The organism is Paraburkholderia sp. TE9906 (assembly GCF_056279605.1).
In genome coordinates this window covers 191,999-205,652 of record NZ_JBWCCT010000009.1, presented here as the reverse complement: position 1 = coordinate 205,652, position 13,654 = coordinate 191,999, and the positions used below count along the sequence as shown (strand labels likewise).

Genomic DNA, 13,654 nt, shown 5'->3' with positions numbered 1-13,654 from the left:
CTATGTACCCCTATTTAATTAACAGAGTCAGAAGAAGAGGAGCGAAAATCAGTTGCGCGTTGGATTCGCGTCGCCAACCCAACGGTTCATACGGACATCGATATCGAGCATCTTCTGGTACATGGCGCGGTAGTGCGGCAACCACTCGGCCGCATCCCGCATCAGGGCTTCACGTTGCTCGAAGGCTGCAGCCATGATCGTGTTGGCCTCCTGCCGCAGAGCCCGCTCGTCGATGGTCAGAAGCTTTCCGTCTCGCATAACCACGCGCCCGGCGACCATCGTCATCACGACAGCCCGGCTTGCATCTGCGTATACGAGTTGCCGGGCGAGATCGTTGAGAGGGGTGAACGGCAGCGTATCCAGATCGAGCATGATCAAGTCGGCCTGGAAACCCGGCGCGATGCGCCCGAGCCTATCGGCTTGCCGCATCGCCGTGGCGCCGCCTTCGAACATGCACTTGAGGATTTCGCCGGCGACCGGCCAGCGGTCGGGATCTGGATCCCCGATCGTATGGATGAGCGCGGCGGTCTTCATGACCGACCACATGTTGGCGGAGTCGTCGGCGATGATTTCGTCCGAGCCCAGCGCAATCGAAACGCCAGCTTGCGCAAGCCGTCTGAACGGCATGACGCCGCTGCCCAGCCGAAGGTTGCTGATCGGGTTGTGGATCACCTGCGCTCGAGCCTCGGCCAGCAAACCGATATCGGTGTCGTCGATCCATACGGCATGGATGACATTCATGCGGTCCGACAGAAGCGCCAGGTCGTCGACATACTGGATAAGCGAGCGGCCGTTCAGGCACACTTCGCCGAAGACGCGCTGCAGACGGGTCTCCAGCATATGGATGTAAAACGGCAGATCATGTTGGCGGCTCAATTCGTTTAGGGCGCGAAGATAGTCGACGCTGACGCGTTGCGGGGCCGAGCACGAGACCGCGGCTCGCAGCCGTCCGTCGTCGACCTGATGCCAGTTGTCGATCAGATAGTCGTAGTGGCGCAGCAGTTCGTCCGCCTCCATCGCCGCGGGCGCTTCGAGCCGCGCTCTAAGTTCGGCCGGAACGATTTCGGCGAGGAACGGGAGTTTGGCGATTTCGGGGAGATTGGGCTGGTCGAGAGCAACCGTCGCCCGGATGCCGATATCCCGATACGCACCCATCACCGCATCGATCTCAGCGTGACTCGGGGAGGGCAGGAAGAACGCGTCATCCTGGATGGCTGTCACGCCCAGCTTGAGCATTTCCGCGGCGCCGAGCTGCGTGCGTACGTACGCGGTGCGGGCGGACACTGCGGCATCAGGGGTGCTCGGCACCTCGTAAAGCATGAAGAGTTCGAGGGGCAGGCTGTCCAGTGCGCCCTTGAGAAAATTGGTCGGCGAATGGAAGTGGGCATTGATCAAACCCGGCATCACCAGGTGACCGGCTCCATCGATGACGATGTGCTGACCACTGACGCCTCGGGACGCATCGGGTCCGATAGCGCGGATGGTTCCCCTCTCGATAACGATGTCCGCACATGCCCGTTCAGGGCATGCAGGATCCATCGTCAGCACGCGAGCGTTCTTGATGATGGTCAGTTGTGCTGTACCGTCGCTTGTCTGGGCCGAAGCAAGCTTCGCCGGCCCAACAGGGTTGTCGCGCATCGCGATCACCTTTTGCTGGACGGGCACGCCAACCCGAGATCCTCGATGAATGCGAGGAGCGCTACGTTCAACGGATGCGACGTTAAAGGAAAGTTATTTTGTCGTCAACGCCTCGTAGCTCAGTCAGTGCGTTGGCGTTCGCGCGGTCGATCCGCATCAGCACGAGCGTGCCGACTGCCTTGTCGATCGCCCGATCGATCACGGCGTGGTGCAGCGGATCAGCCGACATCAGGAAGCAGCCGAGGTAATCGGCGGTATTTTTGCTGGGCGTGTGGTGCCGCATGAGCCTGTTTCGGGTGGCAGCTTTGGCTCCCGAAATGGACGCACGGTACCCCCTTTTGCGCAAAGCTGATTTCGACGTCCGGCACTTCTGAGGCCAGCGACCCGCGCCTATAGTCGGTTCAGCTTTCGGGCGCTAACCGCAACCTTTGGGGCCCGCACCAAGCTTTCCGAATCTTAAGGAGCAGTCTATGTTGACCAGGACGTCCCCGGCGCCTCTCGCCGAACCCGCTGCCGCCACCCTCGACGCGCAATACTTCGAATATACGTCGTCAGCCAATCCGATCGGCGCGAAGCTCATCTCGCGCGTGCCGTTCCGCAGTTTCCCGCCCTCGCTCTACGCAACCGGTGCAACCCGCATCGTACCCCTCGACCTTTCCGCGGAGTTGGGTTGCGCCGGTCCCGCGACCGGTCCCGGCCTGTGCGCCAATTTCCTGCGCATCAACGCAGGGGATGCGCTGACGCTCGCCCCGAACGCAACCTCGCAGGTTAGCTACGTCATCAGCGGAACCGGCAGCGTGACTCAGGGCGAGACCCGCTTCCCGTTTGCGCAGGGCGATTTCTTCACTCTGCCAGGGGGCGAGGCTGCCGTGCTGTCCGCGGACACGGCGGCCACGCTCTACTACGTCAACGACGCGCCACTGCTCGCGTACCTCGGCACGACCGGCGTAAAGGCGCGCTTTGCACCGACGCTCTATCCGGCCGCCCAGGCTCAGGCGGAATTGCGCAAGGTCTCGGAAGAAGCCAATGCGGGTCGCCGCAACCGCATCAGCGTGCTGATGGGCAACGCCAATTTCCCCCAAACGCGAACGGTCACGCATGTCTTGTGGGCCATGTTCGGCATTGTGCCGCCCAACTCAATGCAGAAGCCGCACCGCCACCAGTCGATCGCACTCGACTTCATCGCCGGGGGCAGGCCGGGTGTCTATACGCTGGTCGGCACGGAACTGGACGAGAGCGGCAATATCGCGCATCCAACGCGCGTCGATTGGGAAGCCGGGATGGCATTCGTTACGCCGCCGGGATACTGGCATGCGCATTTCAATGAAACAAACGAGAATGCCTATGTGATTCCGATCCAGGATGCCGGCTTGCAGACCTGGTTGCGCACGCTCGATATCCGCTTCGCCCGTTAAGGCTGTAGCGCCAGCGCGAGTCCGTCATCCCAGTACGGCGGCTCGCCAATCGCCTCGGCGTAGAAGTCCACGAATGCGCGCACTTTCGACGATACGATTTTCTTCGGGGGGTAGACCGCCCAGACCGCTGGTTCGGCTCGCCCCGTGCGCGCCTCCCATTCAGGCAGCGCCTGCTGCAGGCGGCCTTCGCGCAGGGCCGTGGCTGCGAGCCATGTCGGCAGAAGAGCGAGCCCGCAGCCGGCCACAGCGAGTTCCAGTACGGCTTCAGAGTCGTCTGCGCGCAAGCGCCCTTGCAATTCCACCACCACATGCTCCGACGGCGCGTGATTATTTGCGGTGTGGATGAAAGACCATTTGTCGTCTGGCTGCAGGGACAAGCGCAGCGCATCGTGCGCGGCCAGATCTTCAGGCACACGTGGCATCCCGCTTCGCTCGAAATACGCCGGGCTGCCGCAGACGATACGGCGATGTGATGCAATGCGTCTGGCCATCAGTGACGAATCGGGCAGCACGCCGATACGGATCGCCACGTCAATCGCGGCGTCGATCATGTTGAGCGTTTCGTCGGTCGACACGATATCGAGGCCGATAGCCGGATAGCGCGTCATGAACGCCGGCAGATGCGGCACGATATGCCGGCGCCCGAATGCCGACGGCATCGTGACGCGGAGCACGCCTTGCGGTGTGCGATTCAGTGATGACGTAACCTGGCGCGCGTCATCGAGCGCCTGCAGGGCAACCACGGCGTGTTCACGAAATAGCCTGCCGCCCTCCGTCAGGACGAGCCCCCGCGTCGACCGGTTAAACAGGGCAATGCCCAGATCCTTTTCCAACTCGCTCACGTAGCGCGAGACGGTCGAGGTCTTGACCGCCATTTCACGAGCCGTCTTACTGAAGCTTTGCAGTTCAGCTGCGCAAACGAAGGCCCTTACCGCCGCAAAGTAATCCATGGTATTTCCGACGCGAATTGCGCGTCCTGCAAGAAAGCCTCTTTCCGAACGGGACTTGGGCCACCGGTGCAGACCCTGACCCGCGTGTGTCCACGCCAGTTACACCGTTACGGTGTTTGATCCGGCTGTTGCTCGATTATGCCGAACCAACCCATGCCGCGATACGTTTCATAGCCGGGTGTCAGCGCATAGCCGACAAGCGATCCTTTCGCCGTACGGTAAGTTCCGATATCAACCGTGTTCGGCGGCAGATCGAAGCGCGTACCGTCGCGCTCCGCGGTCGCGGAAGAAGCGATCACTCGACCACTTGCGTCAACGATCATGCAGCGCGTGCGATCCCGTTCTCCACGGGTCAACCGGACGCCATTTACGACAGTCGACGCCTGCTTGGCCCAATCGAAGAACACGGCCAGAACGCCGACGACCTTTCCGTTACTCGCACCGTCCTGGCGGATCGCCGTCGCATAGGTGGCAACCTGCGCGCCGTTCAATTCCGCGGCTATGTCGACGTTGGAGGTGGCGTACTCATCGCCGGAGCGCGTAGCGAGCGCCGCGGTGAACCAGCCATGTTGGGCAGCGTTCACTTTGTCGGCGACCGGAAACAGCGAAGGTCTTCCATTCGCCACGACGCAACCCTCGGTATCCAGCACCCAGATGTCGAGATATACCGTATAGCTATCCAGGATGACCGACAGCCGCTTTGCCGCATGCGCGGCAGCCGACGCCGATCGAGCCGTCATGCAATCGACAACCGCTGCATCGGTTGCCCACCAACGTACATCGCATGACCGTTCGTAAAGGTTGCGGTCAACCACGTCTATCATGTTCAACGCAAGGTCGGTCAGACGCTGGCCCTGTTGTCGCTCAAGCTCCGTCACCATGCGTTCGCTGATGCTGGCTAATTCCTTACCGAGCTCGCCGGTGAGCTGCCCGATCCGGCCGGACACGTTCTTGACCTGGTTTGCGACGACCGCAAAGCCTCGGCCTGCTTCTCCAGCACGAGCGGCTTCGATCAACGCGTTGATTGCCAGATAGGTCGCCTCGCGATTGATCAGGTCGATATCGGCGATCTTATCCCGGGATATCTTGCGCACTTCGCGGGTCAATCCGGCGATGATCGCGCCTTCGGACGATTGAGAAGCTTTTGCCTGCTCTATGGACATCTTGTGGATCCCAGTTGCGTGCGGGATGGGGAGCGCATGGCTCCTCGCTGCGTCGAAGAACTAATCGGAATTAACGGCAGCCTGAAACGGATACTTGAGGAAAAACGACCGACATAGCGGCGCTTTTGATGCGCCATTTTCGTGCGCACCGACGCCGTGCATGTTTTTGTCACCGATTGCGCTCGTCGCGAGTTCGGCCGCTGGTTTTCCACAAGGCTATGCGGCGTCGTCTGGTGAGTGCAATCGGCCAGCAAGGGACGGTCGTCATGTCGCTCCGGATGGCCGTTCATCGCCACATAGCGGTCCTTTGCATGCCGATATAGCGTCGAAAAAGTGACGTCAGCCCTGCGTGACGCTAACCTTGCGGGCCGTACGTTTTCGACGGGTGTCCGAAGTATCCGTTGCTCGCGGACCGCAACTCGCGCGCGGTTCAAACCACGTTGGAAGATAGACAGGCTCGTTCGTGCCCGGCGTTTCTGATTGCGCGAGCAACAATTCCGCCGCGCGCTTGCCGAGCAGTGCCGAATCTCGCATGACGGTCGCGATAGGAGGCTGATGGAAGCGGCCAAGCGGAACGTCGTCGCAGCACACAAGGGACAGGTCCTTCCCAAGCTGCAAACCGCGACGATGCACCACGCGCAGCGCCCCCTCGAGCAACTGATTGCCCCCGAGAATGACTGCGCTAGGAGGGACGGCGCCAGAAAGCATCTCCTCCAATGCCTCCTCCCCATGTTCCGGCGACAGTGTTCCGCGGTGAACCAGCAGGTCACGCGCGATACCCGACCCATCGTAGGCGTCTTCTACCGCACGGACCCGTTCCCTTGTGGGCCGCACGTCCCGGCCCACAACAAGTCCTATACGCCGATGTCCCGCTGCCAATAGATATCGGCTGGCATCTCCGACGCCACGGTAATGGTCCGACAGCACGTACTGCGCGCGAATGTCTGCGGGTAAGGTTCGATCGATGAGCACTATCGGCGTCTGGGTATTGCGCAGCGCGGCGAGCGTGCCGGGATCATCTTCGAGGGCAGGCAGGACGATCAATCCATCGACCTGGCGCTGCAACAGCACTTCGATGCGCTCCGCGTCCACGCTCGGAATGCCGCCTGAATTGGTCAAGAGAACCGAAAAACCCGCCAGACTCAGCACACTTTCCGCACCGCTCACGATCGAGGCAATCAACGGATTGGTAATGTCCGATCCGACGAAGCCGATTGAGCGTGTAGTGCGACGGCGCAAACCCTGCGCGAGCGCGTTGGGTGCATAACCGAGCTGCCGCGCAGCATCGAGCACGCGCTTAGTCAACTGTGGGCTCGATCCGCGCTGTCCCGATAGTACGCGTGATACCGAGGCAATGCCGACGCCGGCAAGCTCGGCCACTGCCTTGATACCAGATCGTCCACGCGTAGTGCCCGACGTGTCCTTGCTCATTGTTTCCTCGTTGATCTTGACATCACAGTTTACATCACATATCTTAGGAAACGTTTCCCGGAAACGTTTCCTAAGCTTGAGTCTGGTTACTCGACGACGGCAGGACGGCCGGCCCTCGGCGCGAAAATGGAGATTCTGGCGCCGAAGTCCGCGGAGCATCGGCCGCGGCCCTGGGGGAGAAACAGCGCGCTCCGCGTCGTCGCCTTATGGCGTCTCATGCGGCGCAATCAATTAGAAAGAGATGACTCCTGGAAAGTCAGGTGCCAGAGGTGCGGGGTGCTGTTCGCAACGCCATCTTCAGCGCGATCGTCGGCACGACAGTGGAGCAGTGCGACTGCCGCCTGTACGCCACCGCCGTTGCAATGCTGGTCGATGAAGCGCATGGGGAGCGCGAACGGTTGGCAACGGAAGTTGGATCTGCGTTTCATAGCGCGATGTTTTAGCAAAAACATCGGCGTTGACGACTGCGAGAGAAGACCAGTTCGTGGTCCTTATCAAAGGGGTGGTAGCCGATGCGCAGGCGCTTGCGGCCCATCCAATAATTAGAACAGAGGTGACCTTTGCAAAGTGCAGTCCATCAAACGTCCGAAGTCAGCCGCGCCATCCGAAACGCAATATTGAGTGCTATAGTCGGCACCGCCATGGAGTGGTACGACTACTATCTCTACGCGACCGCCGCAGCGACGCTTTTCAACAGACTTTTCTTTCCCTCCTACGATCACCTCACGGGCACGTTGCTAGCCTATGCGAGCTTTGCGATCGGCTTTTTCGTCCGGCCCGCGGGCAGCTTGCTTTTCGGGCGGATGGGGGATCGCCTTGGACGCAAGAAGGTGCTGGTAATGACGCTGCTCCTTATGGGCGGCTCCACCACGCTAATGGGATTGTTGCCCACCTACGCCATGATCGGCGCATGGGCGCCGCTGTTGCTCTGCGTGCTGCGGGCGCTGCAGGGGTTGGGCTCCGGCGCCGAATATGCGGGCGCCGTGCTCATGGTGATAGAAAATGCGCCGCCCAGGCGCCGCGGGTTATATGGGTCGATGCCGTATATCGGTGTCGCGCTCGGGCTGCTCATGTCGCTTGCGACGTTTCACCTTTCCTCGAGTATTTCCAAGGACGCATTCGAAGCGTGGGGATGGCGCATTCCATTCCTGCTGAGCGCCGTGGTGGTGGCCTTAGGCCTCATACTGCGCAGCTCGCTCAAAGAGACGCCCGTGTTCCTGCAGATGCAGAAGAAAAACACGACCATCAAAGCGCCCGTCACCGAAGTCTTCAAAACATCGCTGAGGCCCATGCTGTGCGCTTGGGGCGCGCGTCTGGGCGACAACTCGCTCGCCTACATTTACGAGTCGTTCGTGATCGTCTACTTCACGCAGCAGCTGCACATGGCGCGTGACGTGATCGTGACCGCGCTCATGGTCAGTACGGCGCTGCAGTTCGTCACCGTACCGTTGTTCGGCTGGGTGTCGGACAGGGTCGGCCGCAAACCTGTTTACATGGGCGGCGCGCTGATCTCGGGCCTATCCATTTTTCCGTTCTTCAGCATGCTCCAGACCGGCGAGCTGGTCTGGATCTACGCGGGATTGTTCCTCGTCTCGTCCATCGCGAAGACAATGATGACCTCGGCTCAAAGTCCGTGGTTCGCCGAAATGTTCCCGTCGCGAGTGCGCTACACCGGCTTTTCGCTCGCACGCGAAGTGACCTCGCCTATCTCGGGCGGCATTGCGCCGATGATCGCAGTCGCACTGCTCGCGGCCGGGCATGGGTCGCCACGATACGTAGCCTGGTATGTAGTCGGACTCGGCGTGATCACGGCGTTCTCGGTCTTCATGGGACCCGAGACGCGCGGCCGGCCTCTCGATGACGATCCCGTCGGCGCTGAAGATGTATTGCCTCGCGCGAGAAGCATTCAGGCCACGCATTAGAACCATTTGCTTTATCAGTCAGGAGTATCAATGAAAATCACCAGGGTGGAACCGCTGCACGTCGGTCAGTTCATGTTTGTCCGTGTGGACACAGACGAAGGCATCACAGGATACGGTGAGGCCGGCGCCTGGGGCCATATTGAAGCATCCGGCGCGGCAATTCGGCGTTTCGGCGAATACCTTGTCGGCAAAAACGCGTTTGAAATTGAGCATCACTGGAACGTGATGCATCGCTTTAGCTACTTCCAGGGGCTTGCGATCAACGCGGCCATTTCGGCCATTGACATCGCCTTGTGGGACATTAAGGGCCGCGCGCTGAACGCGCCGATCTACGAGTTGCTGGGTGGGCCGGTCCGTACAAAAGCGCGTATCTACGGGCACATCTACGAGAGCAGTATCGAGAAGATACTCGTGGAGTGCAAGGCGAAAATGGAAGCGGGTTTCACTGCATTCGGTCACCTGAACCCGTTCCTGGACGAAGGCAACGACCAGGTATATTTCAAGACACATATCAAGAAGATGCGCGACGCTATCGATAACGTGCACCGCATGCGCGAAGTGGTAGGCGATCGTGTGGATCTTCTGATCGAGTTGCATCGGCGGTTGACGCCGGCCGAGGCGATCGTGTTTGCACGCGGCATTGAAGACACGCATCCGATGTTCATCGAAGATCCAATTCGCCCGGAAGGCCCGGACGCAATGGCGCGCGTGGCCGAAAAGATCCACATTCCAATCGCAACGGGTGAGCGCTTCTCAACTATTTACGAATTTCAGGCGTTGATGGCTCGTGGTGGCATGGAATACGCGCGCGTGGATCTGTGTCTGTGCGGCGGCATCACCGGCGCACGCAAAGTGGCCGCAATGGCTGAAGCGCATCATGTCCAGGTGGTACCGCATAATCCGTTGTCGCCAATTGGCCTGGCCGCCTGCCTTCAACTCGATGCAGCCATTCCGAACTTTGCAATTCAGGAATACGCGACCGGGTTCGAAGCGGGGATCTTCGAATCGCGTCCAGAGCATTTGGGAACGAACATTGTCGACAAGGTGCCGTTGCCAAAGGATGGTTTTGTCGATATTCCCACGGGTCCGGGTCTCGGCATGGCGCTGTTGCCCGACGCTCAGCGCATTCGGCCACCGCTGTCCAAACCTGTCTCCATGCGGCCGCATTTCGACGGGTTCATTGTCGACCAATAAGGCGGGATTTATTCCGACGGGGCGCGTTTATCGACGAACAGCGCCCCGTTGCGAGATGCAAGCGCGTGGTTAAGGCAACAACAGGAATGCGGCACGTTAGGTGTCGCTGCACGCGTTCGCCCGTCACATCCACATAGCCGACGCAGCACGTCTAGTTCTTTCGGTTCAAGGCAATGACGGGCAAGAATAGAGATTAAGTTTTTCCTTTAGATGGCCGTTAGTACACGAGCGGGAAAAACTTACGGGGGAATAGGCGATGGGGCGGCTGGGAATTGGTGGAAAACTGTGGACTGCATTGATCATCATGTGGATTGGGCTGTTCGTGCTTGGCGGCTGGGCAGCGCTGCAAAGCCGGCGGTCGATGATGGAAGAGCGCCAGACCGGTGTTCGAAATGTCGTTGAAAGCGCGCTCAGTGTTGTGAAGGCCTACGGAGCGAAGGTCACCGATCACACCATGTCACGTGAACAGGCGCAAAGCGCAGCACTCGCGGAACTGGGATCGATCAGATTTGGAAAGGATGGCTATCTATTCGTGTTTGATTCCCGCCCGGTCGTGTTGGCAATCGGTAATGCATCGGTCAAGTCGCTAATTGGTCAAAACGTTGGCGAGCGCGCTGATCCTAACGGCAAGAAGTATTACCTCGAGTTAGCCAAGGCCGCGGCCGCTGGCGGCGGTTACGTCGACTATTTCGGCGTGGCGCCCAATACGGGCGAACGGGTTCCAAAAGTAAGCTATGCAGGCGTTTATCAGCCGTGGGGCTGGTACGTTGGATCGGGGGTGTTTCTGTCGGATATCGACGCTGCGTTCGAGGCAAACCTGGTCGGTTATCTTTTGATACTCGCGTGCATTGGTGGGGTTGTTTCCACAGTGATGCTGGTGATTATCCGCAACATCAAGCGTAGCCTTGGAGGTGAACCGGCTTATGCGGCAGGAATTGTCGAGCAAATCGCCGCGGGCGACCTGTCGGTTCGCGTGGGCGGTTCGCTTATTCACGACGGTAGTCTGCTCGCGGGTATGAATCGAATGCAGCAGAGCCTCTCAACGGCGGTGGGACTGGTGCGGCAGAGCGCGAACGCAATCGATGTCGCTTCGCGTGAGCTGGCAATCGGCAATAACAACCTATCGGCGCGTACCGAGGAACAAGCAGCCTCGCTGGAGGAAACCGCGTCCAGCATGGAACAACTGACAGCCACGGTGAAACAGAATGCGGGACATGCGCATGAGGCAAGCTTGCTGGCGCAAAATGCATCCGAACTCACGGACCGCAGTAGTGACTTTGTGGCCGACCTCGTCGCGAGCATGCATACAATAGGCGAGCAATCGAAGCATGTTGTCGACATAGTCGGCACGATCGAAAGCATTGCATTCCAGACCAACATTCTGGCTTTGAATGCGGCGGTGGAAGCGGCCCGCGCAGGTGAACAAGGACGCGGTTTCGCGGTTGTGGCAAGTGAAGTACGTATGCTTGCACAGCGCTGCGCAGCCGCTGCCAAAGAGACGCGCACCATCATCGACGCGTCTGCGGGCACGGCTTTGAGCGGCTCGAGCACGGCAGACCGTGCGGCCCATTCCATGGCTGAAGTCGTTGACGCAATCCGCCGGGTGACAGCTGTGATCACCGAAATATCGGCTGCTTCCAGCGAACAGAGCGCGGGCATTGAACAGGTGCGCCTGGCGATCGATCAGATGGACGAGGTCACGCAGCAAAACGCAGCACTGGTGGAGCAGGCGACGGCGGCGACCAATTCGTTGGCGGATCAGACGGGACAGCTACAGGCCGCGGTATCGGTGTTCAAAGTCGTCAACGCGTGACGCGGATCCGTTCCATTGAGGGACTTTTACAGACGCATCGCTGCGAGGTGGAGTGGGAACGTTGCACGGCTTAACTTCCTCGCCAGTTACTCGATCCGGGACGTCAGGAGGATTATTGCCGCGAGCATCGTGGTCGGCATCGTACTCTGGTGGATGCGACCGCGAAAGAATCCCTGCATTGACACGATGTTATTGGGCAATGCAATGGCGTCGGAGAATGCGGAGACAAGGCGACCGTCGGAACCATCGTTCACTGTCGGCCCTTGTGCCGCAAAGTAGCCTCGGGGCACAAGTCAGATTTCCCTAGCTTTTACGACTTTCGGGCCGCGTCTGCGGTTTTTTTTTTGCCGGGCATGCGCGCGACAGCTTGGGGTGCGAGTCGCCTGTGCAACCTGGTGGTGGTGAAGGACTGGCGAAACGCAAGGGCCTCGTCGTGAGGCGGGATCTGAAGGAAGCGCGTGGCACAGTCACGACCTGACGAACAGAAACCAGATAATGGGGCTTACCCGGGCGGACGAGCGAGCGAATGATCGCGAAGCCCATAATCGGCAAAGGACATGAAGGACAGCCACTCGCATCGCCCCACCGGGTGTTGATTTCCACGGAATACTGACCCACCGACTGTGCGGACGAGAACCGCGTCCCCACGCTCGATCTGAAGCAACGTCCGGGGACGAACCAGCAAGCGCTCGATCGCGCGCTGCAAAGACGGTGAAACAAGGTTCCTGTTCGCCACAATGCACGACAGTATGCGCTGCGACTTGTCGATGCACACCCGCGCAGCTGCGAGGAGATCAGCCGGCGACACTCTCCGGATAGACCGTGCCGCTATATCGAGATGACGATGGGTTTTGCTTACGCATCTCGTCAACCGTATTATTACGTATAACTAACGAAAAGTAATCAATGTAGCGGTGCCGCGTGTAGGCAGTGGCGGCTCTTATGCGTCAGATTGACGGCCCCGTGGTTCCGCTTCACAGCATGTAAGCATCGGTGTAAGAGATCCCGCTAAAATGCCGTCGGCCGAGCCGACTACAATGGTTGCTAGCCAAACGATCAATACGACCAGCCATGTATTTTCCCTCGATCCATCGCGCGCGAAAACAAACAGCCCGACCAGTCTGCAGCGCCCTGTGCATTGCGGTCCTTCTGTTGCCGCTAGCCCTCCGCGCTCAGGACCAAAAGCCGGGGATTGTCTTTTCCACGATGGAGCGCGGCGCACCACTGCCATTAGGCTGGAAGAACCTGCCGGTCGTACACGGCAAGCCCGTGACGCAATACACGCTCGTTCACGAAGGCCAGACTGCCGTCCTGCAGGCGGATGCGAACCGCTCTGCGTCTGCGCTGATGCACAATGGCAACATCGACCTCGCCCGCACACCTGTCGTGGCGTGGCGCTGGAAAGCAGAAGGACCGATCGAGGGGGCCGACAACCGCGTCGGATCAAAGGAAGACGCGCCGACGCGACCGGTGTTCTTGTTCGACGGCGACAAAAGCAAGCTATCGTTTTTCGACCGGGCCAAGCTGGATCTGGCGAAGCGCCTGGGCGGCGAAGAGCTGCCTTATGCCACGCTTATGTATATCTGGTCGACCACCGCGGCGCCAGGCACTGTCATAGCCAACCCTCACACCGATCGCGTACAGATGATCGTGGTCTCCGGTCTGCCCGGCGACGCGGGTCAGTGGCAAAGCCTGCGCCGCAATATCGTGCAAGACTACGAACGGGTCTTTCACGAACCGCCAGGACGAATCAACGGCTACGGGCTGTTGACCGACACCGACAATACCGCTACTACGACGCGCGCCTGGTACGGAGACGTCGAGTTCCTGCCCGGGCCTTGATAACGCAATGGCGGCGAACGAACTGAGTCCGTCAGTACGATGCGAGTGGCTCTCTTTCAATGCTTGCGCTGTACGCAAGCATTCTCCCTGTGGCAACGACAGCTTTGCGACGGCATTGCTCATCGAGGGCGACCGGGTAGTCTCGGCCAGTCATGTCGCCGCCCGCTGGCCGGTTCGGCGGCGACATAAGACATCCACCGCAATATCTTGCGTTCGAGGCTTGTCACTTCGGCGCGACCGTGTCCCGTAAATCGAGGATCCTGGCTGATGGGATGCCCAGCATGCA

Annotated in this window: 9 protein-coding genes and 1 pseudogene; 5 read left to right on the top strand and 5 right to left on the bottom strand. The window is 59.8% G+C overall.

All coding sequences use genetic code 11. The annotated features are described in order from the left end of the window. Positions 1–48: 48 nt before the first annotated feature. Positions 49–1,665 carry an amidohydrolase family protein gene (locus ACZ9H4_RS24895; RefSeq protein ID WP_408325442.1) on the bottom strand — a complete coding sequence of 539 codons (1,617 nt, stop codon included), beginning with the start codon at positions 1,663–1,665 and terminating at the stop codon, positions 49–51. Positions 1,666–1,774: 109 nt separating this feature from the next. Continuing rightward, a pseudogene (locus tag ACZ9H4_RS24890) lies at positions 1,775–1,867 on the bottom strand (GNAT family N-acetyltransferase); the annotation flags it as partial. A 241-nt stretch (positions 1,868–2,108) separates the two neighbouring features. On the opposite strand from ACZ9H4_RS24890, the gene ACZ9H4_RS24885 reads away from it, so the two are divergent. Beyond that, positions 2,109–3,053 (top strand): cupin domain-containing protein, encoded by a 945-nt coding sequence (locus ACZ9H4_RS24885; RefSeq protein ID WP_408325444.1) that lies wholly within the window; start codon positions 2,109–2,111, stop codon positions 3,051–3,053. Here ACZ9H4_RS24885 and ACZ9H4_RS24880 read toward each other — a convergent pair. The 3 genes from ACZ9H4_RS24880 to ACZ9H4_RS24870 all read right to left on the bottom strand — a co-directional run bounded on the left by ACZ9H4_RS24880 (position 3,050) and on the right by ACZ9H4_RS24870 (position 6,597). After that, positions 3,050–4,003, bottom strand: coding sequence for a LysR family transcriptional regulator (locus ACZ9H4_RS24880; protein ID WP_408325447.1), 954 nt, complete (start codon positions 4,001–4,003; stop codon positions 3,050–3,052). The two genes, ACZ9H4_RS24885 and ACZ9H4_RS24880, sit on opposite strands and share 4 nt — an antisense overlap. A gap of 107 nt (positions 4,004–4,110) precedes the next feature. Continuing rightward, the gene (locus ACZ9H4_RS24875) at positions 4,111–5,166 is read right to left on the bottom strand and encodes a methyl-accepting chemotaxis protein (protein WP_408149384.1); all 1,056 of its coding nucleotides are present in this window, start codon (positions 5,164–5,166) and stop codon (positions 4,111–4,113) included. A 339-nt stretch (positions 5,167–5,505) separates the two neighbouring features. Next, positions 5,506–6,597 (bottom strand): LacI family DNA-binding transcriptional regulator, encoded by a 1,092-nt coding sequence (locus tag ACZ9H4_RS24870; protein WP_408325450.1) that lies wholly within the window; start codon positions 6,595–6,597, stop codon positions 5,506–5,508. Between the two features lie 617 nt (positions 6,598–7,214). On the opposite strand from ACZ9H4_RS24870, the gene ACZ9H4_RS24865 reads away from it, so the two are divergent. The 4 genes from ACZ9H4_RS24865 to ACZ9H4_RS24850 all read left to right on the top strand — a co-directional run bounded on the left by ACZ9H4_RS24865 (position 7,215) and on the right by ACZ9H4_RS24850 (position 13,368). Then, positions 7,215–8,519, top strand: a complete 1,305-nt coding sequence (locus ACZ9H4_RS24865) for an MFS transporter (RefSeq protein WP_408325453.1) — start codon at positions 7,215–7,217, stop codon at positions 8,517–8,519. Between the two features lie 30 nt (positions 8,520–8,549). Next, positions 8,550–9,713, top strand: coding sequence for a mandelate racemase/muconate lactonizing enzyme family protein (locus ACZ9H4_RS24860; protein WP_408325456.1), 1,164 nt, complete (start codon positions 8,550–8,552; stop codon positions 9,711–9,713). A gap of 256 nt (positions 9,714–9,969) precedes the next feature. Beyond that, a complete protein-coding gene (locus ACZ9H4_RS24855; protein ID WP_408325459.1) occupies positions 9,970–11,526 on the top strand; it encodes a methyl-accepting chemotaxis protein in 1,557 nt (518 codons plus the stop codon). Between the two features lie 1,071 nt (positions 11,527–12,597). Next, complete coding sequence (locus ACZ9H4_RS24850; RefSeq protein ID WP_476121454.1) at positions 12,598–13,368, top strand: DUF3047 domain-containing protein; 771 nt, start codon at positions 12,598–12,600, stop codon at positions 13,366–13,368. Positions 13,369–13,654 lie beyond the last annotated feature (286 nt).